21 protein-coding genes are annotated in these 25691 nt (G+C 74.0%); 9 read left to right on the top strand and 12 right to left on the bottom strand.

Annotated features, from left to right (window positions below; all coding sequences use genetic code 11):
* Positions 1 to 50: 50 nt before the first annotated feature.
* From ACZ3ZE_RS16140 to ACZ3ZE_RS16150, 3 genes are all read right to left on the bottom strand, one after another.
* Entirely contained in the window at positions 51 to 1040 is a 990-nt protein-coding gene (locus tag ACZ3ZE_RS16140; protein WP_442305030.1) for a malate dehydrogenase, read from the bottom strand.
* A 312-nt stretch (positions 1041 to 1352) separates the two neighbouring features.
* The gene (locus ACZ3ZE_RS16145; RefSeq protein ID WP_467259794.1) at positions 1353 to 2036 is read right to left on the bottom strand and encodes a DUF3017 domain-containing protein; all 684 of its coding nucleotides are present in this window, start codon (positions 2034 to 2036) and stop codon (positions 1353 to 1355) included.
* Positions 2033 to 2893 carry a bifunctional methylenetetrahydrofolate dehydrogenase/methenyltetrahydrofolate cyclohydrolase gene (locus tag ACZ3ZE_RS16150; protein WP_361166297.1) on the bottom strand — a complete coding sequence of 287 codons (861 nt, stop codon included), beginning with the start codon at positions 2891 to 2893 and terminating at the stop codon, positions 2033 to 2035. Before ACZ3ZE_RS16150 ends, ACZ3ZE_RS16145 begins: the two co-directional genes overlap by 4 nt.
* Positions 2894 to 3129: 236 nt before the next feature.
* On the opposite strand from ACZ3ZE_RS16150, the gene ACZ3ZE_RS16155 reads away from it, so the two are divergent.
* Positions 3130 to 3720, top strand: a complete 591-nt coding sequence (locus ACZ3ZE_RS16155) for a DUF4064 domain-containing protein (protein ID WP_361166294.1) — start codon at positions 3130 to 3132, stop codon at positions 3718 to 3720.
* Positions 3721 to 3795: 75 nt separating this feature from the next.
* Here the strand turns inward: ACZ3ZE_RS16155 and ACZ3ZE_RS16160 are convergent, their stop codons facing one another.
* The gene (locus ACZ3ZE_RS16160) at positions 3796 to 5244 is read right to left on the bottom strand and encodes a DUF2079 domain-containing protein (protein ID WP_467259477.1); all 1449 of its coding nucleotides are present in this window, start codon (positions 5242 to 5244) and stop codon (positions 3796 to 3798) included.
* Between the two features lie 357 nt (positions 5245 to 5601).
* Between ACZ3ZE_RS16160 and ACZ3ZE_RS16165 the strand changes: the two genes are divergently transcribed.
* The 5 genes from ACZ3ZE_RS16165 to ACZ3ZE_RS16185 all read left to right on the top strand — a co-directional run bounded on the left by ACZ3ZE_RS16165 (position 5602) and on the right by ACZ3ZE_RS16185 (position 10513).
* A complete protein-coding gene (locus ACZ3ZE_RS16165; protein ID WP_361166291.1) occupies positions 5602 to 5985 on the top strand; it encodes a peptidase inhibitor family I36 protein in 384 nt (127 codons plus the stop codon).
* Positions 5986 to 6148: 163 nt separating this feature from the next.
* Entirely contained in the window at positions 6149 to 7165 is a 1017-nt protein-coding gene (locus tag ACZ3ZE_RS16170) for a hypothetical protein (protein WP_467259478.1), read from the top strand.
* 1 nt (position 7166) lies between these two features.
* Complete coding sequence (locus ACZ3ZE_RS16175; protein ID WP_467259480.1) at positions 7167 to 8492, top strand: hypothetical protein; 1326 nt, start codon at positions 7167 to 7169, stop codon at positions 8490 to 8492.
* A complete protein-coding gene (locus tag ACZ3ZE_RS16180) occupies positions 8485 to 9180 on the top strand; it encodes an ABC transporter ATP-binding protein (RefSeq protein ID WP_361625530.1) in 696 nt (231 codons plus the stop codon). The genes ACZ3ZE_RS16175 and ACZ3ZE_RS16180 overlap by 8 nt, the downstream gene beginning before the upstream one ends.
* A 112-nt stretch (positions 9181 to 9292) precedes the next feature.
* Positions 9293 to 10513: an ABC transporter permease gene (locus ACZ3ZE_RS16185; RefSeq protein ID WP_467259482.1), complete on the top strand. Its 1221-nt coding sequence runs from the start codon at positions 9293 to 9295 to the stop codon at positions 10511 to 10513.
* An 84-nt stretch (positions 10514 to 10597) separates the two neighbouring features.
* Here the strand turns inward: ACZ3ZE_RS16185 and purH are convergent, their stop codons facing one another.
* Together purH and purN are read right to left on the bottom strand one after the other, a co-directional pair.
* Positions 10598 to 12160: a bifunctional phosphoribosylaminoimidazolecarboxamide formyltransferase/IMP cyclohydrolase gene (gene purH, locus ACZ3ZE_RS16190; protein WP_361166277.1), complete on the bottom strand. Its 1563-nt coding sequence runs from the start codon at positions 12158 to 12160 to the stop codon at positions 10598 to 10600.
* A complete protein-coding gene (gene purN, locus ACZ3ZE_RS16195; protein WP_351657658.1) occupies positions 12138 to 12764 on the bottom strand; it encodes a phosphoribosylglycinamide formyltransferase in 627 nt (208 codons plus the stop codon). The genes purH and purN overlap by 23 nt, the downstream gene beginning before the upstream one ends.
* A gap of 238 nt (positions 12765 to 13002) precedes the next feature.
* On the opposite strand from purN, the gene ACZ3ZE_RS16200 reads away from it, so the two are divergent.
* Positions 13003 to 13689, top strand: a complete 687-nt coding sequence (locus ACZ3ZE_RS16200; protein ID WP_467259484.1) for a hypothetical protein — start codon at positions 13003 to 13005, stop codon at positions 13687 to 13689.
* A 36-nt stretch (positions 13690 to 13725) separates the two neighbouring features.
* On the opposite strand, the gene ACZ3ZE_RS16205 is transcribed toward ACZ3ZE_RS16200, so the two are convergent.
* Entirely contained in the window at positions 13726 to 15375 is a 1650-nt protein-coding gene (locus tag ACZ3ZE_RS16205) for a cell division protein PerM (protein WP_467259487.1), read from the bottom strand.
* 120 nt (positions 15376 to 15495) lie between these two features.
* On the opposite strand from ACZ3ZE_RS16205, the gene ACZ3ZE_RS16210 reads away from it, so the two are divergent.
* A complete protein-coding gene (locus ACZ3ZE_RS16210) occupies positions 15496 to 16941 on the top strand; it encodes a helix-turn-helix domain-containing protein (RefSeq protein WP_467259489.1) in 1446 nt (481 codons plus the stop codon).
* Between the two features lie 111 nt (positions 16942 to 17052).
* Here the strand turns inward: ACZ3ZE_RS16210 and sucD are convergent, their stop codons facing one another.
* The 5 genes from sucD to ACZ3ZE_RS16235 form a co-directional block, all read right to left on the bottom strand.
* Positions 17053 to 17937 carry a succinate--CoA ligase subunit alpha gene (gene sucD, locus ACZ3ZE_RS16215; RefSeq protein ID WP_361166264.1) on the bottom strand — a complete coding sequence of 295 codons (885 nt, stop codon included), beginning with the start codon at positions 17935 to 17937 and terminating at the stop codon, positions 17053 to 17055.
* Between the two features lie 17 nt (positions 17938 to 17954).
* Entirely contained in the window at positions 17955 to 19133 is a 1179-nt protein-coding gene (sucC, locus tag ACZ3ZE_RS16220; protein WP_361166261.1) for an ADP-forming succinate--CoA ligase subunit beta, read from the bottom strand.
* 422 nt (positions 19134 to 19555) lie between these two features.
* The gene (locus ACZ3ZE_RS16225) at positions 19556 to 20722 is read right to left on the bottom strand and encodes a VWA domain-containing protein (protein ID WP_361166258.1); all 1167 of its coding nucleotides are present in this window, start codon (positions 20720 to 20722) and stop codon (positions 19556 to 19558) included.
* Positions 20719 to 23049, bottom strand: a complete 2331-nt coding sequence (locus tag ACZ3ZE_RS16230) for a DUF5682 family protein (protein WP_467259491.1) — start codon at positions 23047 to 23049, stop codon at positions 20719 to 20721. The genes ACZ3ZE_RS16225 and ACZ3ZE_RS16230 overlap by 4 nt, the downstream gene beginning before the upstream one ends.
* Positions 23046 to 24173 carry an ATP-binding protein gene (locus ACZ3ZE_RS16235; RefSeq protein ID WP_467259493.1) on the bottom strand — a complete coding sequence of 376 codons (1128 nt, stop codon included), beginning with the start codon at positions 24171 to 24173 and terminating at the stop codon, positions 23046 to 23048. Before ACZ3ZE_RS16235 ends, ACZ3ZE_RS16230 begins: the two co-directional genes overlap by 4 nt.
* Before the next feature lie 138 nt (positions 24174 to 24311).
* Here ACZ3ZE_RS16235 and ACZ3ZE_RS16240 point away from each other — a divergent pair, with 138 nt between their 5' ends.
* Positions 24312 to 25664: an SWIM zinc finger family protein gene (locus ACZ3ZE_RS16240; RefSeq protein WP_361621471.1), complete on the top strand. Its 1353-nt coding sequence runs from the start codon at positions 24312 to 24314 to the stop codon at positions 25662 to 25664.
* Positions 25665 to 25691 lie beyond the last annotated feature (27 nt).

Consider the following 25691-nt stretch of genomic DNA (forward strand, 5'->3'; position numbering starts at 1 on the left):
GTGGGCTCGGATCAGCCGCGGACCGGATCCCTCTCGGGTCCGGATCCGGTTCAGATCAGGCCGAGCTCGCGGACCGCGTCGCGCTCCTCGACGAGCTCCTTGACGGAGGCGTCGATGCGGGTGCGGGAGAACTCGTTGATGTCCAGGTCCTGGACGATCTCGTACTGGCCGTCCTTGCAGGTGACGGGGAAGGAGGAGATCAGGCCCTCCGGGACGCCGTAGGAGCCGTCCGACGGGACGCCCATGGAGGTCCAGTCGCCGTCGGCGGTGCCGTTGACCCAGGTGTGGACGTGGTCGATGGCGGCGTTGGCGGCCGAGGCGGCCGAGGACGCGCCACGGGCGTCGATGATCGCGGCGCCGCGCTTGGCGACGGTCGGGATGAAGGTGTCGGCCAGCCACGCCTCGTCGTTGACCAGCTTGGCGGCGTTCTCGCCGGCGATCTCCGCGTGGAAGATGTCCGGGTACTGCGTCGCGGAGTGGTTGCCCCAGATGGTGAGGCGCTTGATGTCCTCGACGGCGGAGCCGGTCTTCTGGGCGAGCTGCGTCAGCGCGCGGTTGTGGTCCAGGCGGGTCATCGCGGTGAAGCGCTCGGCCGGGACGCCCTTGGCGGCCGACTGGGCGATCAGGGCGTTGGTGTTGGCCGGGTTGCCGACGACCAGGATCTTGATGTCGTCGGCGGCGTGGGCGGCGATGGCCTCGCCCTGCGGCTTGAAGATGCCGCCGTTGGCGGCGAGCAGGTCGCCGCGCTCCATGCCCGGGCCGCGCGGGCGGGCGCCCACGAGCAGGCCGATGTTGGCGCCCTCGAAGCCCGCGTTCGGGTTGTCGAAGATGTCGATGCCCTTGAGCAGCGGGAAGGCGCAGTCGTCGAGCTCCATGGCGGTGCCCTCGGCGGCCTTGACGCCCTGCGGGATCTCCAGGAGGCGGAGCTTGACCGGCACGTCCGCGCCGAGCAGGTGGCCGGAGGCGATGCGGAAGAGCAGCGCGTAGCCGATCTGGCCGGCCGCGCCGGTCACGGTGACATTCACGGGAGTGCGGGTCATGGCGATCTCCGTAAGACAGCTGGCGGTGGGGGGTCCCTGCCCCGGGTGCGGGATACCCCTCTTGATCGATCCTTGTCTCGACGTGAAGAGATATCCGTCGGTCAGGCTATCCGACCCGGGCCCCGGGGAATCCCCGACCCCTTGTGGGACGGCTCACTGCCACCCAAGTACCGGAACGGTCACTTCCGTGCCACAACGGTCCGGCAGCCCTTGAACGATATTGGCGCGTACATGACCCTTGATCACAGCGGCGCCCGTCCTCCCTCGGGGGAGAGGACGGGCGCCGTGATCTGTACGGGGGGCCGGGGACGGCTACGTCACCGTGAGGTGGAGGACGTCCTCCAGGAACGGGATCTTCAGCCAGGGCTGCGGCTGCACCATGAGCGCGAGCAGCACGATCAGGCCACCCATCACCCCGTACGTGATCATGTCGGTGAACCGCGAGCGGACCGCCAGCATGCCCACCGACGGCAGCGTGCGCCGCAGCACCGCGCCCGTCAGCAGCGCGACGCCCACGAGGAGCGTGCCGACCCGGAACGCCTGCGGGAACAGATCGGTGCCCACGACCAGCAGCCCGAGCGCGGCCAGCCCGAGCACGGTCAGCAACGGCCACTGCCGCGCGGGCGCCGAGGCGTCCCCGGGCGCCGCCCGGCCGCCGCCCTCGGGACGCGTGGTCCCGGTGGTGAGCGTCGCGCGGGGGTGGCGGCGGGAGGCGGGCGCGGGGTCCTCGGGCGGGGTGTCGCCGGGCGTGGCGTCGGCGGGCGCGGAGTTGACGGCCCCCGCGTCGCCGGGCGTCGCGTCACCGGACGCGGAGTCGCCGGACGCGGTGTCCCCTACAGATGGCGCGTCCGACGCCGGAGCATCCACCCCGAGCACGTCCACCGCGGGCACGTCCGCCCCGGGCACGTCCGCCCCGGCCGCGTGCGCCGACGCCGCGTCCACCGGCTCCGCGGCCCCGGTCGGCTCCTTCGGGGTGCCGGGGGGCGGCACGGTCAGAGCTCCCCGGCCGCGCGCTCGGCGGCCTCGACGACGTTGACGAGGAGCTGGGCGCGGGTCATCGGGCCGACGCCGCCGGGGTTCGGCGAGATCCAGCCGGCGACCTCGGCGACACCGGGGTCGACGTCGCCGAGGATCTTGCCCTCGCCGTTGCGGGAGACGCCGACATCGAGGACGGCGGCGCCCGGCTTCACGTCCTCCGGCTTGATCAGGTGGGGCACGCCGGCCGCGGCGACGATGATGTCGGCCCGGCGCAGGTGCGCGGCGAGGTCGCGGGTGCCGGTGTGGCACTGGGTGACCGTCGCGTTCTCGGAGCGGCGGGTCAGCAGCAGCGGCATCGGGCGCCCGATGGTGACGCCGCGGCCGACGACCACGACCTCGGCGCCGTTGATCTCCACGCCGTGCTCGCGCAGCAGCCGGACGATGCCGTACGGCGTGCAGGGCAGCGGGGCGGGCTCGTTGAGGACCAGCCGGCCGAGGTTGGTCGGGTGCAGGCCGTCGGCGTCCTTGGCCGGGTCCATCAGCTCCAGGATGCGGTTCTCGTCGATGCCCTTGGGCAGCGGCAGCTGGACGATGTACCCGGTGCAGTCGGGGTCCTCGTTGAGCTCCCGGACGACGGCCTCGATCTCCTCCTGGGTGGCGGTGGCGGGCAGTTCGCGCTGGATGGAGGCGATGCCGACCTGGGCGCAGTCGCGGTGCTTGCCGGCGACGTACTTCTGGCTGCCCGGGTCGTCGCCGACCAGGACGGTGCCGAGACCGGGCGTGACGCCCCGCTCCTTGAGGGCCGCCACACGGGCGGTCAGATCGGACTTGATCGCGGCTGCGGTGGCCTTGCCGTCGAGAATCTGGGCGCTCATACGGCCATCCTCCCGGATGACCCCCCGCTGTTTCCAATTCGGGACCGATGGTTGCACTTGCACAACTCCGCTGCGTATCGACTGGACAAGCAGTCGCCGCATTGAGGACGATGATCCGCGCAGTGCCGCGGGCAGTGCCGGGGGGCAAAACCGCTCATATGTGGTGAAACACGTGGTGCAACTTCCTCCGCGCGGACCGCGCCGTCCCCGCACAGAATTCACGGAGGAACACCTCGATGAGCTTCGGCGAACCGAACAACCCTTACGGCCAGCAGCCCCAGGGCGGCCAGCAGCCCGGCTACGGCTACCCGCAGCAGACCCCCCAGGGTGTCCCGCCGCAGCAGGGCTACGGCTACCCGGCCGCCCCGCCGGTCAACCAGTACGGCGGCTTCCCGGCCGGCCCGACGGAGATGCCGGGCGGGGTGAAGGCGGCCCGCGTGATGCTCTGGATCATCGGCGCCCTCAACCTGATCGGTGGCATCATCGCCATCGCCGTCTCCTTCGCGATCGACGGCGAGCTGGAGAAGTCCGGCGCGTCCACCGCCGACGCGGAGGCCTTCGCCAACCTGGGCCAGGGCCTGATGATCGGCGTCGGCATCTTCTCGATCATCTTCGCCGTCCTCGGCATGGTGCTCGCCGCCAAGTTCAAGTCCGGCGGCAACGGCGTGCGCATCTGCTCCATCGTGTACGCGGCCTTCATCGTGCTGTTCAGCATCTTCTCGCTGCCGCTCGGTGTCCTCAGCCTCGCGATGGGCGTCATCGTCATCGTCTTCTGCGCCAAGGCGGACGGCTCGGCCTGGTTCAACCGCCAGCGCCAGCAGTACTGATCCACGGCCGTACGGATCCCCGTACGGCGAAGGGGCCCGGTTCCGTCCTGGAACCGGGCCCCTTCGGCATGCCGCTCAGGCCCTCTTGAGCACCACGAACTGCCCCGACTGCGCGGCGATCGTGTAGCGCGTCTCCGGGTGGAGCTGGGAGGCCAGCTGGACCGGGTCGGTGACGGGCTGGGACCAGCCGGAGTTCAGGTCGAGGGCGAGGTAGTCGGGGCTGACGCCGGTCGCGCCGCCGACCCAGTAGACCTGGTGGTCCCCGGTGAGGTGCGCCATGAGCGTCACGTTCGTCTCGACGCTGGCCCCCTCCGGCACCGCGGCCACCGCGCGGCGGGCGTCCAGGGTGCGGGCGTCGGTGCGGTAGGTCTCGGAGCGGAGCAGCTCGCGCAGCGGCAGGTCGAGGGCGTGCACGACGGCGATCGCGGTGACGACGGGGACGACGACCTTCCCGTACGCGACGAGCCAGGGGCGCGGTGAGGTGCGCACCGCGCGGACCGCGTCGACCAGGGCGAGGAAGACGATCGGCATGAGGAGGGCGCTGTAGTGCCAGACCATGCCCCAGTGGTTGGGGTCCTGGGAGAGGAAGCGCCAGGCGAGCGTCGGCAGGACGAGCAGCATCAGCGGGGAGCGCAGGGCGAGGAAGCCGGTGATGCCGACGAGGAAGAAGACCATCTCCCACTTGTCGCCGGGGCCGAAGGCGCCGACGACCGAGTCGAGGAGGGAGACGTCCGCGCCCTCGCCGGTCTTCTCGATCTTGGCCCAGTAGTCGTACTGGCCGACCTTGCTGGCGGCCGGGATGAGGACGAGCACGGTGAGCGCGAAGAACGCCACGCCGAAACCGGCCAGCGCGCCGCCGAGCCGCTTCTGGCCCTTCACGAAGAGGACCGCGCCGACCATGGCGACGGTGAGCCCCATGTCCTCCTTGACGAGGACGAGCGGCGCGGCCCAGGCGGCCGCGGCGGTCCAGCGCCCGAGGAGCAGGGCCCGGCAGGTGAGGGCGAGCAGCGGGACGGCGAAGGCTATCTCGTGGAAGTCGGACTTGACGGCCTCCTGGAGGCCCCAGGAGAGCCCGTACGCCACGGTGAGGCCGATGCCGGCCGCCCGGCTGCCGAGCACCTGCTGGGCGGTGCGGCCGACGACGGCGGCGGAGGCGGCGAAGAGCGCCGCCTGGGCGAAGAGCAGGGCGAGGGGGGAGGACCAGACCCAGTAGAGCGGCGCGAGGAGCGCGGTCACCGGGCTGAAGTGGTCCCCGAGTATGAGGAAGCCGGGGCCCTTGATGTCGACGATCGGGGCGCGCAGCTCGGCGTAGGCCCGGACCGACTGCTCGAAGATCCCGAGGTCCCAGGACGGGTTGCGGAACTGCGTGTACTGGACCCAGGAGTACAGGAAGTAGAGGGCGCAGAACACGCCCGCGAGGATCGCGTACGGGCGTGGGGGCGCCGCCGCGAGCCCGCCCGGCGGTCCGCCGCCCGCCTCGGGGGCGGAGGGTTCCGCCAGGGATCCGTTCCGGACATCCAACACCGCGCCCCCAGGGACCGCCGACAAAAGAGCAACCCATTAGACCAGAGTCCCCTAAAGAATGACCCGATGTGACTCAGATCACATTGACTCCGTACGGAATTCAATGCTCCACCCTCATGATCGTCACACCGGGGAGGAATTGGCGCTGGTGCGGGCCTCGGCGGCGGGCACCGCACACGGAATGCGCATGACCGGAATCCGATGGTCGATCTCGAATATTTCCAAAGTATTTCAGCCCCGCTGGCCCGAACTCGCCCTTCGGAGCAAACAGTTCCGAACAGGGACCGTCAACGCTGTGCTAGCTTCCTCGACCGCACGACCCGTTTCTCCCGACACTCCACGTGAAAGGAAGAGCACATGGTCAAGCGCAGAATGATCTCCGCACTCCTGGGGGTTTCCGCCGCGGCCGGCCTGACGATGGCCGTCACGTCCCCGGCCTCGGCGGTCGACCGCAACTGTTACGACGGCTACTTCTGCGTCTACCAGGCGCAGGAGTTCAACCAGAACTACCCGATGTACCGCTTCGGCGGCGCGGACTCCAACTGGTCCGACCAGTCCGCGATCTACGACAACGACAGCTCCTGGATGAACAAGTGGAGCGTCACGGTGAAGGTGTACGCCTACGCCAACTACTCCACCGTGAACACCTGCTTCAACCCCGGCTACCAGCTCGGCGCCGGCGGCAGCTCGCAGAACGACAACGGCCGCTCGCACAAGTGGGACGGCACCAGCTGGTGCTGACCCCGCGTCAGCGGTGAACACACGGGATGCCTCCCCCTCATCGCAGGAGGGGGAGGCATCCCGCCGCCACCATACCGCCCGGCACGACCGCTCGGCAGGACCGCCCGCAAGGGCCCGCCCGACAGCGCCGCCGGACCGGCAGGACCGCTCCGAAGGGACCCTCATGCTCCCCCGTCATCGGATCGGCGCCACCCTGGCCGCCGCCGCCCTCGCCCTGCTCACCGGCTGCGGATCGGGCCCCGACGCCGCCCCGGACGACGGCGCGCAGGCCGGCCCCGACGCCACCCGGGGCGGGGTGTCCGCGCCCGACGCGGCCGACGCCGCCAAGGCCAGGTCGGCCTTCGACTCGGCCAAGGAACTCTCCCGCCAGGTCGGCGCGATGGAGCTCCAGCTCACCCGCAGGTGCATGGTCTCCAAGGGCTTCACGGTGCACCCGCCGGACCCCGCGCCCATGCCCGACACCAGCGGCTCCGACGCCCCCGAGGGCCGGGTCTCCCCCACCGCCCAGGAGGCCGCGCGGCACGGCTACGGCGCCGCCCCGGACGCGCGCGGCGACACCGCCGCCCCCCAGGACTCGACCGGCGACAAGCCGGGGCCGTGGGCGGACCTGCCCGACGGCGAGAAGCGGCGGTACACCGAGGCCAAGAACGGCGCCCCGGACCAGCTCGTCAGCTACGAGACCGGCGAGGGCAAGTTCTCCTCGCCGAGCGGCGGTTGCATCGGCGAGACCCGGAAGGCGCTCTACGGCGACATGCCCAAGTACCTGCGCCTCATGTGGCTCACCGACAACGGCATGCGCCACGAGGCCGGCCGCCAGGCGGAGAGCTCCGACGCCTTCCTCAAGGCCGTCGGCACCTGGTCGAGCTGCATGGAGAAGGCCGGCTACGGCGGAATGAAATCACCGACCGAGGCCATCAAGAAAGCCAAGGGGTATTACGGCGGAAAGGACGCCGGAAAGAACCTGGACGCCGCCGCCGTGGAATCCGGCAGGAAACAGGAGATCGCCCAGGCGAAAGCCGACGCGCAGTGCGCCGACTCCGCGAAGTACGACGCGTTCTGGCGGTCCGCCTACCAGAAGTCCCTGACGGCGCTCTACGTGAAGAACGAACCCGATCTCGTCGCCTATCAGCAAATTCTGAACGAGGCTCAGAAGAAGGCCCAGAAAATGCTGGAGTCCTGAAATGGACGGCACGGACGCGGCCCCCGCGGCCCCCGACGGGCCCCCGAAGCGCCGCTGGGGCCGGTTGGCCGGCGCGGCCGGTCTGGTCCTCGCGCTCGCCGCGAGCGGCGGCGCCTGGATCGCCGCCTCCCAGGCCCGCACCCCCCAGCAGCGCGCCTCCTCGGCCGCCGCACCGCCGCGCTCCAGCGTCACCGTGCCCGCCGAGGCCGGCCCCCTGGTCGACCGCAGGCGCTGGGACGGCACCCTGACCCGCAGCAGCACCCTGACCGTGAAGGGCCCCGAGTCCGGCACGGGCGCCGCCCGGCAGGTCGTCACCCGGCTCTCCCTGAAACCCGGACAGCGCCTGGCGAACGGCGCCGTGGCCGCGGAGATCTCGGGCCGCCCCCTCTTCCTCCTGGAGGGCGCGTTCCCCGCCTACCGCGACCTGACCGAAGGCATGGAGGGCCCCGACGTACGCCAGCTCCAGCAGGCCCTGGAGCAGTTGTACGGGACCCCCGTGACGGGCGCCTTCGACGACCGGACGGCCCGGGACCTGAAACGGCTGTACCGCAGGGCGGGCTACCGGGCGCAGCTCGGCCCGGAGGGCGGGACGGGAACGGGGGCCTTGGGCGGAGGGGCGGCCACGGACGGCGGGACGGGGGCCGGGAGCGACGGCGGAGGCCGGACCGGGAAGGGGAACGGCGGCGGGACCAGCTCCGGCACCGGCGGCGGCTCGTCCGCACCGCCGCCGCCCCCGGCCCGTACCGTCGTCACGTTCCCCATGTCCGAGGTGACGTACCTGGGTTCGCTCCCCGCCGTCGTCGGCGACGTGCCCGGCCGGGTGGGGACGGGTGCCGCCGAGGCGCTGTTCACCGTCACCGGCGGCCACTGGCAGGTCAAGGTCCCCGTCACCGAATCGGACCTGCCCGACCTGACCGCGCTGCCCCGGGGCACCCGGGCCGAGGCGCACGGCGAGGGGGCCGGGCTCGGCAAGGGACGGCTCCAGGGCTCGTACGACCGGCTGAGCACCGGCGGCACCGCGCGGACCGCGTACTTCGACATCGGCGGGCGCGTCCCCGACGGCGCGCTCGGCAGTTCCGTCACGGTCGAGGTGGTCCGGCGCACCAGCCCGCCGGACGCGCTCGTCGTCCCGGTCTCCGCCCTGTGGACCGACCCCGCCGGCGTCGTCTCGGTGACCGTCCTCCAGGGCGACCGGCGCCGGCACGTGCCCGTCGAGGTGGCCCTCACCGTCGGCGGCCGGGCGGCGGTGACCTTCAGCGACCCGGTCCTCAAGGCCGGGGCGCCGCTGCTCGTCGGCTACGCGTACCGGGAGGCCGGCCTTGGCTGAGACCCCGTCACCGGCCGGGCGGCGGGTGGTGATCTCCATGGCGGGGGTCTCCAAGACGTACCCGGCGGCCCGCCCGGTGACCGCGCTGGTCGACGCGACGCTGGAGATCAGCACCGGGGAGATGGTCGCCATCACCGGCCCCTCCGGTTCGGGGAAGTCGACGCTGCTCAACATCCTCGGGCTGCTCGACACCGCCACCGGCGGGCGGTACGCGATGGACGGCGTCGACGTCCGCACGCTCGGCGAGCGCGAGCGGACCCGGCTGCGGGCCACCCGGCTCGGCTTCGTCTTCCAGTCCTTCCACCTCGTGCCGTACCTGAGCTGTCTGCGCAATGTGCAGCTGCCGCTCGTGCACACCCGCCACCCGCGCGCCGAGCGGCGCGAACTCGCCGAGCGGGCGCTGCGCTCGGTCGGCCTCGGGCACCGGATCACGGCCCGCCCGACGACGCTGTCCGGCGGCGAACGCCAGCGGGTCGCGCTGGCCAGGGCCGTCGTGCACCAGCCGTCGGTCCTGCTGTGCGACGAGCCCACCGGCAACCTGGACTCAGCCAACACCGGACAGGTGATGGAGCTGCTGCGCGCACTGGTCACCCCCGAGCGGACGGTGGTCGTCGTCACCCACGAACGGGACGTGGCCGAACGGGCCGACCGGGAACTGCGGGTCGTGGACGGCCGCGTTGTCGGCTGAGCGGCGCCGGGGACGCGGCGGGCGGGGTCGCGACGGGCGGTGGCGCCGCGGATGGGGACGCGGCGGGCGGGCCAGGGCCGGTACGGCGTTCACGGACATCGCCGTCCAGGCCGTGTACGCCGTGCTCGGGCGCCGGCTGCGCTCGCTGCTCACCGTCCTCGGGATCGCCCTCGGCATCGCCGCCGCCCTCGCCACCACCGGCATCACGGCGAGCGCGGCGGACGCCGTCTCCGGCCGCTTCGACGCGCTCAAGGCCACGGCCGTGACCGTCCGCTTCCACAACGAGGCCGTCCGGCCCGGCGCGGCGGCGGTGACCCGGGCCAGGAAGCTCAACGGCGTACGGTCGGCGGGCCTCCTCTGCGCCGCGGACGAACGGCCCGCCGTCTCGGCGCTCGACCCCCGCTTCGACCGGGCCACCCCGCAGGAGCTGCGGGTGCTGGCCGCCGACGAGGGGGCGCTCGCCGCCCTCGGGGTGACCGCCCGCTCCGGGCGGCTCCCCGACGCCGGGCACAACGCGCGCGGGGACGCGGTCGCCGTCGTGGACACCGTCGCCGCCAAGGCCCTCGGCCTGGACGCCCTGCTCGAACAGGACCCGGAGGCCGCCCCCGCGGTCTACCTCGCGGGCCGCCCCTTCACCGTCATCGGCACCTTCCGCGCCCCGGCGGGCGAGACCCGGCTCACCGGCAGCGTCGTCGTCCCGTACGCGAACTGCGCGGGCGACGGCGGGGTCCTGGCCCGCCCCCAGCCGCCGTCCGGCGCCGACGCGGCCGACGGCAAGGAGGGCGGGCGGCTGGTCTTCGGCCCCACCGAGGCCGTCCTGCGCACCGCACTCGGCGCGGCCCAGCAGGTCGGCGTGGAGGCACCCCTCGCCCTCTACCCCGAGGGCCCCGACCGGCTCGCCGCGATCGTCCCCGCCGACCTGGGCAGCTTCCGCGGCGGCGTGGAGAGCGAGACCCGGGCCCTGTTCCTGGGCCTGGCGGGGGTGTCGCTGCTGATCGGCGCGCTGGGCGTCAGCAACACCACGTACGTCTCGGTCGTCGAGCGGCGCTCCGAGATCGGCCTGCGCCGGGCGGTCGGCGCGGGCCGGGCGGCGGTGTCGGCGCAGTTCCTCGTGGAGTGCGGGCTGCTCGGCCTGGTCGGCGGGGTCCTCGGCACGGCCGTCGGCGTGGACGTGACGGCCGGCACCGCCCTCGCCAAGGGCTGGCTCGTGGTCCTCGACCCCCGCCTGACCCTGGCGGGGCCCCTCCTCGGCCTCGCCGTCGGCATGCTGGCCGGCGTCTACCCGGCCCTCGCGGCGGCCCGGGTGGCCCCGGCGGAGACGCTGCGGGGGTGAGCGGACACGGCGGAGGGCCCGCCGGTACGCGAGGGCGTACCGGCGGGCCCTCCTCGCTCAGCCCACGGGCTCAGCGCTCACTGCTCAGTGGAAGAAGTGGCGCGTCCCCGTGAAGTACATCGTCACGCCGGCCTTCGCCGCCGCCTCGATCACCAGCTCGTCGCGGACCGAGCCGCCGGGCTGCACGACCGCCTTCACGCCCGCGGCCGTGAGGATCTCCAGGCCGTCGGGGAAGGGGAAGAAGGCGTCCGAGGCGGCGTACGAGCCGGCGGCGCGCTCCTCGCCGGCCCGCTCGACGGCCAGCTTCGCGGAGTCGACGCGGTTGACCTGGCCCATGCCGACGCCGACCGAGGCGCCGCCCTTGGCGAGCAGGATCGCGTTGGACTTGACCGCGCGGCAGGCCTTCCAGGCGAAGGCGAGCTCGGCGAGCTCTTCGGCGGAGAGCGCCTCGCCGGTGGCGAGGGTCCAGTGGGCCGGGTCGTCGCCCTCGGCCTGCAGGCGGTCGGTGACCTGGAGCAGGGCACCGCCGTCGACGGGCTTGACCTCGACCGGGTTGGCCGGGGCGCCGTCGGCGCGCAGCACACGGATGTTCTTCTTCTTGGCCAGGACCTCGACCGCGCCGTCCTCGTACGCCGGGGCGACGATGACCTCGGTGAAGATCTCGGCGACCTGCTCGGCCATCGCGACCGACACCGGGCGGTTGACGGCGATGACGCCGCCGAACGCGGAGAGCGGGTCGCAGGCGTGCGCCTTGCGGTGCGCCTCGGCGACGTCCGCGCCGATCGCGATGCCGCACGGGTTGGCGTGCTTGATGATCGCGACGCACGGCTCGGCGTGGTCGTACGCGGCCCGGCGCGCGGCGTCGGTGTCCGTGTAGTTGTTGTAGGACATCTCCTTGCCGTGCAGCTGCTCGGCCTCGGCGAGGCCGCCCGTGCCGTCGACGTAGAGCGCGGCGCCCTGGTGCGGGTTCTCGCCGTAGCGCAGGACGTTCTTGCGCGCGTAGGTGGCGCCCAGGAAGTCGGGGAAGCCGCTGTCGTCGGCCGCGGCGTAGTCGTCGGCGAACCAGGAGGCCACGGCCACGTCGTACGCGGCGGTGTGCTGGAAGGCCTGGCCGGCGAAGCGCTTGCGCTGCGCCAGCGTGAAGCCGCCCTCCTTGACCGCGTCGAGGACCGCGGCGTAGGCGCCGGGCTCGGTGACGATGGCCACGGACGGGTGGTTCTTGGCGGCGGCGCGGACCATGGAGGGGCCGCCGATGTCGATCTGCTCGACGCACTCGTCCGGGGTGGCGCCGGACGCGACGGTCTCACGGAACGGGTACAGGTTCACGACGACCAGGTCGAAGGGCTCGACGCCCAGCTCGGCCAGCTGCTCGCGGTGCGACTCCAGGCGCAGGTCGGCGAGGATGCCGGCGTGCACGCGCGGGTGGAGGGTCTTGACGCGCCCGTCCAGGCACTCCGGGAAGCCGGTGAGCTCCTCGACCTTGGTGACCGGGACGCCGGCCGCGGCGATCTTCGAGGCGGTGGAGCCGGTGGAGACGAGCTCGACCCCGGCCTCGTGCAGTCCACGGGCCAGCTCTTCGAGCCCCGTCTTGTCGTAGACGCTGACCAGCGCGCGGCGGATGGGCTTAACGGTGTCGTTCACCGACATGAACCTTTCGTCCCTCAATGCTGTAGCCGTTACGGGCGAGGCGCCCCACGACCTCGACGAGCAGCGAGCGCTCGACGTCCTTGATGCGCTCGTGGAGCGCGGCCTCATCGTCCTCGTCCCGCACCTCGACCACGCCCTGGGCGATGATCGGGCCGGTGTCGACGCCGTCGTCGACGAAGTGGACGGTGCATCCGGTGACCTTCGCCCCGTAGGCGAGTGCGTCGCGCACCCCATGGGCACCGGGAAAACTGGGGAGCAGCGCCGGGTGGGTGTTGACCACGCGGCCGCCGAAGCGGGCGAGGAACTCCTTGCCGACGATCTTCATGAAACCGGCCGAGACGACGAGGTCCGGCTCGTACGCGGCGGTGGCCTCGGTGAGCGCGCGGTCCCACTCCTCGCGGCTGCCGTGGTCCTTGACCCGGCAGACGAAGGTGGGCAGCCCGGCCCGCTCGGCCCGCTCCAGGCCGGCGATCCCGTCGCGGTCGGCCCCGACGGCGACGACCTCGGCGCCGTACCCCTGGGGGTCGGCCGCGATGGCGTCGAGCAGGGCCTGGAGGTTCGTGCCGGAGCCGGAGACCAGGACGACGAGGCGGGCGGCAGCCACTGGGTCACTCTTTCCGTGGTGTTTGTGCGGTCGTACGAACGAATCGCATCCCGCGATACGGGGAACCCTACGAAGGGCTCGGCCGTCAGCAACGATACCGGCACACCGGACGGCCCCCACGGGACGGGGGCGGGGCCGGGGGGTAGCGTCAAGGTCCGACGACACGCCACAGCACGCCACAGCCACGCGACAGCAGGCCACACCCGCGCACGACAGACAGAGGGAAGACGTCCAGCACATGCCGGATCGCCAGTCCACGAACGACAACAACCCGTTCGCGCCGCCGCCGGAGGGGCAGCCGGACCAGCCGTGGCAGCCGAGACGCCCAGAGGGCTCGGACCACGCCGACGGCCCGGCGGACGGTTCGACGTCCGGTCCTGGCTGGAGCAGCAGCCAGCCGGGGCGTTCCTCCGACGGCTTCGGCCGCCGCCCCGAGCAGCCCTCGGGCGGGCAGGGCGGCGGACCGGGCGGGCCCGAGGGCGGCCAGGGCCCCGGCCTGCGCTGGGATCCGACCGACCCGGCGCAGCGGCGGGCGCGGTACGCGGTGCTCTCCGGCATGTGGGCGTTCTTCTTCGCGATCTTCAACATCCCGGAGCTGGCCCTGCTCCTCGGCACCCTCGGCCTGTACTGGGCGATCAGCGCCCTGCGCGCGCGGGTGAAGGCCCCGGAGAACGTCGACGGCCCGCCGACGCCCGCCCAGATCGCGGCGGCCGCCGGAGCGGCCCGCTCGAAGCGGACGTCGGCGATCAGCGGTCTGGCAGCGTCCGCGGTGGCCCTGGCGATCGTCGCGAGCGGCTTCGCGATGCACCTCGTCTACCGGGACTTCTACGAGTGCCGCGACGACGCCCTGACCAAGCAGGCCCAGCTGGCCTGCAACGACCTGCTGCCGAAGCCGCTGCAGGACACCTTCGGGGTGCGGGAGTAGCGGGAGCGGTCGCAGGAGTCGGAGCGGGGGGACAGATCAGGGGGCGGCTTCCGGAGCCGGCCCCTGTTCCCGTTCCTGTTCCCGTTCCTCTTCCTGCTCCTGTTGCTGCCCCCGTTCCTGTTCCCGTTCCCGTTCCGGAGCCGTCTGCTGTGCGGGGGGTTCCCAGGCGGCGGGCAGGAAGCCGTACGCGCCGCCGCCGGTGCCCTCGTCGAGGTCGTCGAGATCGTCGAGGGCTTCCAGCGCGTCCAGGGCGGCGAGCGCGCCCAGCGGGGCCGCGGCGGCCGGGCCCTCGGCGGACCAGGTCGCGTCGGCGGGGTCGGCAGGGTCGGCGGGCTCGGTGCCCGCGCCGGCGCCCCGGGGGTCCCGCGCCGCCTCCGCCGGTACGGGGAGGGGCAGCGGCAGCAGCGCGAGGACCGCCGCTCCGGCCGCGACCGGTACGCCCTTGGCCGCCGCCAGGGCCGCCGCTCCGCGCCCTCGGCCGCGCAGGCCCCAGGACCGTACGGCCAGCGCCGTCGGCACGCCGAGCACCGAGCCCCACAGCACCGCCGCCGCGCCCGCCTGCCACCACACCGGGCCGAAGGAGGCGAGCCGCCCCACGCCGAGCGGGCCGCCGGCCGCCGCCGCGAGCAGCGCCACCACCGCCCCGCACGCCCAGGAGGCGACGAGCCCGGCCCGGACCGCCTCGCGGGCCGGCCAGGCGCGGGCCGCCCGCCCCACCCGGTGCCCGAGCAGCAGCGAGGCGGCGACCGGGACCGCCGCGGCCGTCCAGTGCAGCCACATGCCCCGGCCCTCGGCGGGCAGCGCGGCGAGCAGCGGGAAGTCGGGCACGGCGGGGGTGCCGGCGAATCCGAGGGGGGTGACCAGGGCACCCGTACCGACGGAGAAGCCGGGGCCGAGGCCGTACGCCATGCCCCAGACGACCGCGTTCGGCAGCAGCGCCAGGACGAGCAGCAGGACGGCCACGCGCCCCGACCACTCGCCCGCGAGGCCGTTGAGGGAGGCCTGGGCGTCGCCGGCGTGCCAGAGCAGCGAGGCCGCCGCGAGCGCCGCGCCGCCGCCCAGCAGGACGGTCAGCGCGCGTCCGGCGGCGCGCAGGGCCACGACGGTCTCGACCCGGCACGGCAGCGGCCTGCCGTGCGCCGTCCAGGCGCCCGCGGCGGCCGCGGCGAGCACGGTCAGGGGCGTCCACACCCCGGCGGTGAGCAGGTCGGCGGGCAGTGCCCCGCTCTCCGTGTAGACCACGACCACGGCCGCGACCAGCAGATATCCCCCCGACACGGCGGCCACGGCCCCCGCGATGGAGGGGGTGGGGCGCCCGCCGGCGGCGTCGAGGGTGTCCCGGGCGGCCCGGTGCGCGAGCCACAGCGGCAGGGCCGTGAGCAGCAGCGGGGTGACGCCGAGGGGTGCGAGGGTCCCGCCGGCCGTGTCGGTGCGGAGCAGGTCGGCGCCGTGGGCCAGCAGCCAGAGGCCCGCGGCGGCGTGCAGGGCCCCGCCGGGGCCGCTGTCCGGGAACGGGGAGGCGATCCAGGCGCCCGTCACGAGGACGGCGAGCGCGCCGAGCCCGAGGCCCGCGGCGACCCCGCCGCGCACGAAAGCCGTGGCCAGGGCGGCGGTACGGGCCCCCTGGACCGGGGCGTCGGGTGACAACGGCGGGCGGTGCTCGGTCACTTGCGTCACGGGGCCCATGCTGCCAGCGACACGCGGTTTGCCCGCGTAACAGGCGAATGGCCGTTGTGTCGCTCAAGATACGTTTATGTACTTTTCGGCCCAGAGCCGCATCGGCCGCACCGCGGGAGGTCGACACCGATGAGCCCCACGAGCCCGACCGCCTCGCTGCCCTCCCCCAAGGAGCGGCGGCGCCTACGCGAGGCCCTCTCCTTGACCGAGGAGCAGGTCGCGGAGGCCATGGGCGTCACCCGCGCCACCGTCCGCGCCTGGGAGACCGGCCGCAGCGCCCCCAGGGGACGCAAGTGTGAGGCGTACGCGAAGCTGCTCGGCGTGTACGAGGAGCCCGCCACGCCCCGTACCGAGAAGCCCACCCGGCCGGCCCCCACCGCCACCCGCCCCCGCCCGGCCGCCAAGGGCCCGGCGCGGCCGCCCAAGTCCCCGGCACCGGCTCCGGCGCCCACGGGGAAGGCCCCGGTGGGCGCGGCGAAGGCGGCGCCGGCCGTGGCACCGGCCGTGGCGCCGGCCATGACTGCCGCCGCGCACTCGGCCGCGTCTCTTGAGGACCCTCGGGCGCCTGGGGCGCCTCAGGCGCCCCAGGTCACCCAAGTCACCCAGACGGCCCCCTGGACCCCCGCGTCCCACCAGGAGCGGCTGAAACCGGCTGCGGAGGCGGTCCCTGAGCCGGTCACGGAACCGGTCACCGAGCCGGTCGCGGAGGCGCTGGAGGCCGCCGCACCCGTCACCGACGCCCCGCTCGTCGACGCCCCGCTCGTCGTCGAGCCCGGGCTCACGCCCGAGCAGGCCTTCGACGCGCTGTACGCGCACGCCGCGCCCGGCCTCGTCCACCAGACCTATCTGCTCACCGGGCGCCGCGGCCTCTCCCGGGAGTCCGTGGAGCAGGCCTTCCACCACGCCTGGCAGCACTGGCCCGAGGTCGCCGTCGACCGGGACCCGGTCGGCTGGGTGCGCGCCGCCGCGTACGAGTACGCGCTCTCGCCCTGGCACCGCTTCCGGCGCCGCCACCGGCACCCGGACTCCGCGCCGACCGAGGCCTCCCGGCGCGCCCTGCTCACGGCGCTCCTGGAGCTGCCGGCCCCGTACCGCCGGACCGTCCTGCTCTACGACGGGCTCGGTCTCGACCTGCCCGAGACGGCGGCGGAGACCGAGGCCAGCACCCCGGCGGCCGGCAACCGGCTGCTGCACGCCCGTACCGTCATCGGGCAGCGGGTCCCCGGCCTGGCCGACCCCGAGGCCCTGCAACGGCGCCTGAGCGCCCTCGTCGCGGAGGCGCCGACGGCGACCCTGCCGGCGGCGCGCAGTGTGCGGAGCGGCAGCGAGCGGCGCACCAGGCTGCTGACCAGGGCCGTCTTCGGGGTGACGGCGGTGCTGATCGGTGTCACGGCCTTCACCGTGTCGACGGCGCCGACCCACTACATCCCGGTGAACGCGCCCGGCGAGCTCGTCGAGGGCGTCCCGGTCCGCGGCGGCCCGCAGAAACTGCGCCCGGAGGACAAGGAGCTGCGCGACCGGCTGCGGTCCGAGCCGAACCCCGGCCCGGAGCGGCTGATCCCCCGAGCGGAGTAACGCCACGCGAAAACGAGCGGGCCCCGCCCCCACCCGGTCTCCCGGGAGGGGCGGGGCCCGCTCGCGTACGGCGGGACCGGCCGGACAGGCCGCCTACCGCTGTGCCTGGATTCAGCCCGCGAGGATCGCGCGCGCCAGCTTGGCCGTCTCGGTCGGCGTCTTGCCGACCTTGACGCCCGCGGCCTCCAGGGCCTCCTTCTTCGCCTGGGCGGTGCCGGAGGAGCCGGAGACGATGGCGCCGGCGTGGCCCATGGTCTTGCCCTCGGGCGCGGTGAAGCCCGCGACGTAGCCGACGACCGGCTTGGTGACGTTGGCCTTGATGTAGTCGGCCGCACGCTCCTCGGCGTCGCCGCCGATCTCGCCGATCATGACGATCAGGTCGGTGTCGGGGTCCGCCTCGAACGCCGCGAGGGCGTCGATGTGCGTGGTGCCGATGACCGGGTCGCCACCGATGCCGACGGCGGAGGAGAAGCCGAGGTCACGGAGCTCGTACATCATCTGGTACGTCAGCGTGCCGGACTTCGAGACCAGGCCGATGCGGCCCGGCTTCGTGATGTCGCCCGGGATGATGCCGGCGTTGGACTGGCCCGGGGTGATGAGACCGGGGCAGTTCGGACCGATGAGGCGGGTCTTGTTGCCCTTCTCCACGGCGTACGCGTAGAACGCGGCGGAGTCGTGGACGGCGATGCCCTCGGTGATGACCACGGCGAGCGGGATCTCGGCGTCGATCGCCTCGACCACGGCGGCCTTGGCGAAGGCCGGCGGGACGAAGAGGACCGAGACGTTGGCGCCGGTCTCCTTCATCGCCTCGGCGACGGTGCCGAAGACCGGGATCTCGGTGCCGTCGAAGTCGACGGAGGTGCCGGCCTTGCGCGGGTTCACGCCACCGACGATGTTGGTGCCGTCACCCAGCATGAGCTTGGTGTGCTTCATGCCCGTGGCACCGGTCATGCCCTGGACGATGACCTTGCTGTCCTTGTTGAGGAAGATAGCCATGGCTGTGTCCTCGTCCCTTACTTCGCAGCCGCGAGCTCGGCGGCCTTGTCGGCCGCACCGTCCATGGTGTCCACGCGCTGAACCAGCGGGTGGTTGGCGTCCGACAGGATCTTGCGACCCAGCTCGGCGTTGTTGCCGTCGAGGCGCACGACCAGCGGCTTGGTGACCTCTTCGCCCTTCGAGGCGAGCAGCTCCAGGGCCTGGACGATGCCGTTGGCGACCTCGTCACAGGCGGTGATGCCACCGAAGACGTTGACGAACACGGACTTGACGTCCGCGTCGCCCAGGATGATCTCCAGGCCGTTCGCCATGACCTCGGCGGAGGCGCCGCCGCCGATGTCGAGGAAGTTGGCCGGCTTCACGCCACCGTGGTTCTCACCGGCGTACGCGACGACGTCCAGGGTCGACATGACCAGGCCGGCGCCGTTGCCGATGATGCCGACGGAGCCGTCGAGCTTCACGTAGTTGAGGCCCTTGGCCTTGGCGGCAGCCTCGAGCGGGTTGGCTGCGGCCTTGTCCTCGAGCGCCTCGTGCTCGGGCTGACGGAAGTCGGCGTTCTCGTCGAGAGACACCTTGCCGTCGAGGGCCAGGACGCGGCCGTCCTTGGTCTTGGCCAGCGGGTTGACCTCGACGAGGAGGGCGTCCTCGGCGACGAAGGTGTCCCACAGGGTGACCAGGACCTCGGCGACGCCCTCGGCGACCTCGGCCGGGAACTTCGCCTGGGCGACGATCTCGCGGGCCTTCTCGATGTCGACGCCCTTGTTGGAGTCGACCGGGACCTTCGCGAGGGCCTCGGGGGTCTTCTCCGCGACCTCCTCGATGTCCATGCCGCCCTGCACCGAGGCCATGGCCAGGAAGGTGCGGTTGGTGCGGTCGAGGAGGTACGAGACGTAGTACTCGGCCTCGATCTCCGGGGACAGCTCGGCGATCATCACCTTGTGGACCGTGTGGCCCTTGATGTCCATGCCCAGGATGTCCGTCGCGCGGGCGACGGCCTCGTCCGGGGTGGCGGCCAGCTTGACGCCGCCGGCCTTGCCGCGGCCGCCGACCTTCACCTGCGCCTTGACGACCGACTTTCCGCCAAGCCTCTCGGTGGCCTCGCGCGCCGCCTCAGGCGTGTCGATGACTTCACCGGCCAGCACCGGTACACCGTGCTTGGCGAAGAGGTCCCTCGCCTGGTACTCGAACAGGTCCACGCGCGTCCCTTTTCTAGATGATCGCGGTTCGTTGTCTGCGTGGGCGTGCCGCGAAGGGCAACGTGACTGCGCTGTCACAAGGGAGGCGTACACGGTGTCCGTGGACGCGGCATGTCCGTCTCGCAGGTTATCCCCGTGGGACGTTGGTCCCTAAATCGCAGATCACAACGGAGCGGTGATACGGGTCACAGAACGTAGGGGGGAAGGGGCGTTCCGTGGAGGGGGCCGCGGGTACCCCGGACGCCCTTGTGGCAGGCAGGGAGCGGGGGTTGCGCCCCTCACGGCGCGCCGGGGCGCGAGGTGAGGGGCGCCCGGACCCGACTGTGATATGGACCTCAGTGGGGTCACGCGCACCCGTCCGGGTGGCACCCGCACGACGGAATCCGCACCTCTTCGCGTACCTCTTCCCGCTCCCGTCCCGGTCAGGCCTCGGGTATCGGGAGCGGACGCTTCTCCAGGGCGGCGGCCATGATCTCCGGGAAGAGGTCGGGGGTGCAGGCGAAGGCGGGGGCGCCGAGCGCGGCGAGCGCGGCGGCGTGCTCCCGGTCGTAGGCGGGCGCACCCTCGTCGGAGAGGGCGAGCAGGCACACGAACTGCACTCCGGAGGCCTTCATCGCGGCGACCCGCTTCAGCATCTCGTCGCGGATGCCGCCCTCGTAGAGGTCGCTGATGAGGACGACGACGGTGTCGGCGGGGCGGGTGATCCGCGACTGGCAGTAGGCGAGCGCCCGGTTGATGTCCGTCCCGCCGCCGAGCTGCGTGCCGAAGAGGACGTCGACGGGGTCGTCGAGCTGGTCGGTGAGGTCGACGACGGCGGTGTCGAAGACGACCAGGCGGGTCGCGATCGCGCGCAGGGAGGCGAGGACGGCGCCGAAGACGGAGGCGTACACGACGGAGGCGGCCATGGAGCCGGACTGGTCGACGCAGAGGACGACCTCCTTCTTCACCGACCGCGCGGCCCGGCCGTAGCCGACGAGCCGCTCGGGGACGACCGTGCGGTGCTCGGGGAGGTAGTTCTTGAGGTTGGCGCGGATGGTGCGGTCCCAGTCGATGTCCCGGTGGCGGGGCCGGCTGATCCGGGCCGAGCGGTCCAGCGCCCCGGTGAGGGTGGCGCGGGTGCGGGTGGCGAGCCGCTTCTCCAGGTCGTCGACGACCTTGCGGACGACGGCCCGCGCGGTCTCCTTGGTGGTCTCCGGCATCGCCTTGTCGAGGGAGAGCAGCGTGCCGACGAGGTGGACGTCCGCCTCGACGGCCTCCAGCATCTCGGGCTCCAGGAGGAGCGTGGCGAGCCCGAGCCGGTCGATCGCGTCGCGCTGCATGACCTGGACGACGGAGCTGGGGAAGTACGTCCGGATGTCGCCGAGCCAGCGGGCGACGGAGGGCGCGGAGCCCCCGAGCCCCGCCGAACGGTCCCGGCCGGCGTCCTGGTCCCCCTTCTTCCGTTCGTAGAGCGCGGTGAGCGCGCGGTCCATGGCGGCGTCGGTGCCGGTGAGGGCGTGGCCGGTGCCGTCGGCCGCGCCGCCGAGGACGAGCCGCCAGCGGCGCAGGCGCTCGCTGTCCGGTCCCTGCCGGTCGGGGCTGAGGGTCATGCGGGGGCCTCCGTGCCGAGGATGAGGTGCAGCAGGGGCAGGACGCCGTCGGCGCGCTCCTGGTCGAGGGCGGTGGCGAAGCCGGGGGTCTCGGCGGTGGCCCGCGCGGGGCCGCCGGCCGCGGGGCCCCGGGCGGCGAGCTCGCCGAGGGTGCGGCGCACCCCGGGCTCGTACGCCGAGAACGTACGCCGCAGCAGCGGCAGCACGTCGGTGAACGCGTCGGCCGGTACGGAGCCGAGCCAGCCGTCGACGAGGGCGAGCAGCCGCTCGTCGTGGACGAGGAGCAGTCCGCCGCCGGAGGCGCCCCCGACGAAGCCCTCGATCCAGGCGGCCGCGTCGGCGGGCGGGGTGCCGGGCGAGAGCGCGAGCCCCATGAGCCGGGCCGCCTCGTCCTCCCCGAGCCGCCCCTCGTCGAGCAACAGCCGCGCGGCCCGCCCCCGCAGCACCCCGGGCACCCGCTCCCGCCCGGCGAGCCGCCGCAGGACACCGGCCCAGCGTTCGATCAGTGGGGGGCCGGCGGGGGTGGGCGCCGACTGGGAGGCGGGGCGGGTGTCGTCCGCCCGGGGGCCCTCCGGCAGGAGGGCGATCGCCGTGTGGACGTCGTCCAGGCGGGCGCGCATCTCGGTGGCCGCGTCCGTGTCGAGGCCGGTGCAGGCGGGTGGGAGGCCGACGCATATGCGTGCGGCGAGTCCGGCGGCGACCTGGCGGAGGGCGGTGGTGTCGGTGGCGCGTACGTCGCCGTAGCGGAGGGAGCGGGCGAGGGCGGGCAGGGCCTGGGCGAGGTGGGCGACGTCGGTGTCGAGCGCGGCGCGGTCGGCGAGCGCCCCGAGGACGGCGGGCAGGGCGTCGGTGAGCCCGGCGAGGAGGCACTGCTCGGCGAGGGCGGTGAGCGCGGCGAGGTCCCGCGCGGCCACGGCCCGGGCCTCGGCCCTGGCGGTCGCGGCGGCCTCGACGGTGGTGCCCCACACGCCCGCCTCGGCGACCTGGACGTGCAGCTCGGGCTCCCAGCGCAGCCGCCAGCTCTCCCGGAAGGTGCCGGTGGAGCCGCGCCCGGCGGCGGGGGTTCCCCAGTCGACGCCGAGCAGCCGGAGCCGGTGGAGGAGCCTGCTGCGGGCGGCGTCGTTGTCCTTGCGCAGGTCGAGCTCCAGCTCGCGCGGCTCGGCCTCGGGCTTGAGGCGCAGGCCGCGCTGGAGCCGGGCGAGGTCGCGCTGGAGCGGCACGGCGGGGGCGCCGTCGGGGACGCCGCCGAGGACGTCGCCGACGACGAGCCGGTCGCGGACGAGGTCGAGGGGGACGTCGGAGCCGTCGCACATCACGGCCCGGATCGCGTCGGTGGTCTCGCCGAGCCCGGCGAGCGGGCGTCCGCGCATCGCGGCGAGGGTGTCGGCGAGCCGGACGGCCTCGATGACGTGGGCGGAGGAGACGGGCAGGTCCTCGGCCCGGAGCAGTCCGGCGACCTTGGTCATCCACCGTTCGAGCGGGCGGTCGGGGGCGGTGAACAGGTGCGCGTACCAGCCGGGTGCGTCGATGCCCGCGCCGTAGCCGGAGCGCCGGGCGAGCCGGCGGTGGGTCCAGGGCACCCAGGTCAGCTCGGTCCTGACCTTGGGCAGTCCCTTGAGGAGGGCGCGGTCGGCGGTGACGGTGGTCGCGCGGCGCAGCGCGGGGACGTGCCAGGCGCCGCAGACGACGGCGAGGTCGTCGCCGTACTCCTTCCGCGCGGCGCGCAGGCTCAGCCGCATGTACGCCTCGCGGACCAGGTCGCGGGGGTGTCCGCCGTGTCCGTACGCCTCGCGCAGGGCGCCCATGGCTTCGGCGAGGGCTTCGAAGGGGGCGAACGGGTCGGTGGTGCCGCGCAGTTCGACGACGTCCTCCCACCAGCGTTCGGCGTCGTCGTATCCGGCGGCGCGGGCGAGTTCGGCGACGGGGTCGACGCGCGGGCCCTGGCCCCTGCCCTCCTCCTCCGGGGCCGGTTCGGGGGCGGCGAGGGTGTGGGCGGCGGGCAGGTCGACGAAGCGGACATCGGCGCCGTGGTCGAGGGCCCAGCGCAGGGCGGTCCACTCGGGCGAGAACTCGGCCATCGGCCAGAAGGCCGCGCGTCCCGGGTCGTCCACGGCGTGCGCGAGCAGGGCGACGGGCGGCCGCATCTCCTGGTCGGCGGCGAGCGCGACGAGGGCGTCGGCCTCGGGCGGTCCCTCGATCAGGACGGCTTTGGGCCGCCCCGCGTCCAGGGCGGCGGCCACGGCCCGCGCGGACCCGGGCCCGTGGTGCCGCACCCCGAGCAGGAGGGGCCCGGGGGCGGGCCCCGCCGGGGCGTCGGGTCGGGTCACGCCGTCACCTCGCGGCAGGCGCGGTAGAAGTCCTTCCAGCCGTCTCTCTCGCGGACGACGGTCTCCAGGTACTCCTGCCACACGACGCGGTCGGCGGCCGGGTCGCGGACGACCGCGCCGAGGAGGCCGGCGGCGATGTCGGCGGAGCGGAGCACGCCGTCGCCGAAGTGGGAGGCGAGGGCGAGGCCGCCGGTGACGACGGAGATCGCCTCGGCGGTGGACAGGGTCCCCGAGGGGGACTTGAGCTTGGTGCGCCCGTCGGTGGTGACCCCGTCGCGCAGTTCGCGGAAGACGGTGACGACCCGGCGGATCTCGTCGACGCCCTCGGGTACGGCGGGCAGGTCGAGCGAGCGCCCGATCTGGTCGACGCGCCGGGCCACGATGTCGACCTCGGCCTCGGGGGTGGCGGGCAGCGGCAGCACGACGGTGTTGAAGCGGCGGCGCAGGGCGCTGGACAGCTCGTTGACGCCGCGGTCGCGGTCGTTGGCGGTGGCGATGAGGTTGAACCCGCCGACGGCCTGCACCTCCTGGCCCAGCTCGGGGATGGGCAGGGTCTTCTCGGAGAGCACCGTGATGAGGGTGTCCTGCACGTCGGCGGGGATGCGGGTGAGTTCCTCGACCCGGGCGGTCATGCCCTGGGCCATGGCGCGCATGACGGGGCTGGGCACGAGCGCGTCGCGGCTGGGGCCGTGGGCGAGGAGCCGGGCGTAGTTCCAGCCGTACCGGATGGCTTCCTCGGGGGTGCCGGCGGTGCCCTGGACGAGCAGGGTGGAGTCGCCGCTGACGGCGGCGGCCAGGTGCTCGGAGACCCAGGTCTTGGCGGTGCCGGGCACCCCGAGCAGGAGCAGGGCCCGGTCGGTGGCGAGGGTGGTGACGGCGACCTCGACGATGCGGCGCGGGCCGACGTACTTGGGTGTGATGACGGTGCCGTCGGGCAGCGTGCCGCCGAGGAGATAGGTGGCGACGGCCCACGGCGAGAGCCGCCAGCGGGTGGGGCGCGGCCGGTCGTCGGCGGCGGCGAGCGCGGCGAGTTCGTGGCCGAAGGCGTCCTCGGCGTGCGGCCGCAGCACCTCGCCGGCGGTGCCGTCGGCGGTGGTGTCCGTGGTGGTCTCGGGCAGCGTCATGGGTCCCCCTCCAGATCGTTCGACCTGCTGTGCGAACCACGGTGCACCATGCCACTGACAATCGGCCCCGGCCGCCGGACCCGCTGAGGAATCCGCAGGTGGGAGCGTTTGTCAGTGGAGGGTCGTACGGTCGTTCCCATGGACGAACAGGGGGCGCTCTGGACGGCTGATCAGGTGCTGGCACTGGCTCCTGACGAGGCCTCACGCAGAGCGGGAAGCAAGCTGGGTGCGGCCGGTCCGTGGTCCGGCGCGGGCAGCGGCGGCCAGGGGGCCGTGTGGGGCCTGTGCAAGGGCAGCGGCAGCACGCCGTACCGGACGGTCGTGGACACCACGGGCCCGGCGTACCAGTGCAGTTGCCCGAGCCGGAAGTTCCCGTGCAAGCACGCGCTGGGGCTGCTGCTGCTCTGGTCCGGCGGCGGCGTGCCCTCGGGCCCGGGCGCCGCCGAGGCGCCGGAGTGGGCCGAGACGTGGCTCGCGGGCCGCCGGGAGCGGGCGGAGGCCGCCGGGGCCGCCTCGGCGGAGTCGGGTCCGGCGGACCCGGAGGCGGCGCGTCGCCGTGCCGAGCGGCGGGCGGCCCGGATCAGCGCGGGGGCGCGGGAGTTGGAGCAGCGGCTGGCCGATCTGCTGCGCGGTGGTCTCGCCGCCGCGGAGCGGTCGGGGCCCGCCCTGTGGGAGGAGACGGCGGCCCGCATGGTCGACGCGCAGGCGCCGGGCCTGGCGGGCCGGGTGCGGGAGCTGGGCGCGGTGGCGGGCTCGGGTCCCGGCTGGCCGGTGCGGCTCCTGGAGGAGTGCGCGCTGACCCATCTCCTGGACCGGGCGTGGCTGTCGGCCGACCGGCTGCCCGCCCCGCTGGCGGCGACGGTGCGGACCCGGGTGGGGCTGACGGCCCCGCCGGACGGCCCGGTGCTGCGGGACCGCTGGCTGGTCCTCGCGCAGTACGACACGGCGGACACCAGGCTGACGACCCGGCGCATATGGCTGCACGGGGAGTCGAGCGGCCGTACGGCCCTGCTGCTCGCCTTCGGCGCGGCGGGCCGCGCGCCGCAGCTCGCCTTCCCCGTCGGGGCGGTGCTCGACGCGGCGCTGCGGCCGTACGAGGGCGGGGGCGGGCTGCGGGCCGAGCTGGTCGAGCAGTTCGGCGTTCCCGTGCCGGCGGGTCCCCCGCCGCGCGGCGGCACGGTCGGCGCGGCCCTCACGGCGTACGGGCGCGCGCTGCGCGACGATCCGTGGCTGGACGCCTGGCCGGTGACCCTGGCCGAGGTCGTGCCGGCCCGCGCGGAGTACGGCTGGCAGCTGGCGGACGCCCGGGGCACGGAGCGGGAGGCGGTGCCGCTGACCCGCGCCGCGCAGGCCCGGCCGGGCCTGTGGCGTCTGGTGGCCCTGTCGGGCGGCGCGCCGCTCACGGTCTTCGGCGAGTGCGGCCACCAGGGCTTCACCCCGCTGGCCGTCTGGTCCCGGGACGCCCCCGGGGAGACGGTGCCGCTGGTCTGACGCCCGGCACCCGCCCCGAACCGTCTC

This window comes from Streptomyces sp. NPDC023157, assembly GCF_055560575.1.

Bases quoted from the DNA above. Each gene is read 5' to 3' on its own strand.
- ACZ3ZE_RS16240 (WP_361621471.1), top strand. From the start codon at position 24,312: ATGGACGAACAGGGGGCGCTCTGGACGGCTGATCAGGTGCTGGCACTG.
- ACZ3ZE_RS16200 (WP_467259484.1), top strand. From the start codon at position 13,003: ATGCCGGATCGCCAGTCCACGAACGACAACAACCCGTTCGCGCCGCCG.
- ACZ3ZE_RS16165 (WP_361166291.1), top strand. From the start codon at position 5,602: ATGGTCAAGCGCAGAATGATCTCCGCACTCCTGGGGGTTTCCGCCGCG.
- sucD (WP_361166264.1), bottom strand. From the start codon at position 17,937: ATGGCTATCTTCCTCAACAAGGACAGCAAGGTCATCGTCCAGGGCATG.
- ACZ3ZE_RS16175 (WP_467259480.1), top strand. From the start codon at position 7,167: ATGGACGGCACGGACGCGGCCCCCGCGGCCCCCGACGGGCCCCCGAAG.
- ACZ3ZE_RS16140 (WP_442305030.1), bottom strand. From the start codon at position 1,040: ATGACCCGCACTCCCGTGAATGTCACCGTGACCGGCGCGGCCGGCCAG.
- purH (WP_361166277.1), bottom strand. From the start codon at position 12,160: ATGTCGGTGAACGACACCGTTAAGCCCATCCGCCGCGCGCTGGTCAGC.
- ACZ3ZE_RS16210 (WP_467259489.1), top strand. From the start codon at position 15,496: ATGAGCCCCACGAGCCCGACCGCCTCGCTGCCCTCCCCCAAGGAGCGG.
- ACZ3ZE_RS16225 (WP_361166258.1), bottom strand. From the start codon at position 20,722: ATGACCCTCAGCCCCGACCGGCAGGGACCGGACAGCGAGCGCCTGCGC.
- ACZ3ZE_RS16150 (WP_361166297.1), bottom strand. From the start codon at position 2,893: ATGAGCGCCCAGATTCTCGACGGCAAGGCCACCGCAGCCGCGATCAAG.
- ACZ3ZE_RS16155 (WP_361166294.1), top strand. From the start codon at position 3,130: ATGAGCTTCGGCGAACCGAACAACCCTTACGGCCAGCAGCCCCAGGGC.
- ACZ3ZE_RS16235 (WP_467259493.1), bottom strand. From the start codon at position 24,173: ATGACGCTGCCCGAGACCACCACGGACACCACCGCCGACGGCACCGCC.
- ACZ3ZE_RS16170 (WP_467259478.1), top strand. From the start codon at position 6,149: ATGCTCCCCCGTCATCGGATCGGCGCCACCCTGGCCGCCGCCGCCCTC.
- ACZ3ZE_RS16205 (WP_467259487.1), bottom strand. From the start codon at position 15,375: ATGGGCCCCGTGACGCAAGTGACCGAGCACCGCCCGCCGTTGTCACCC.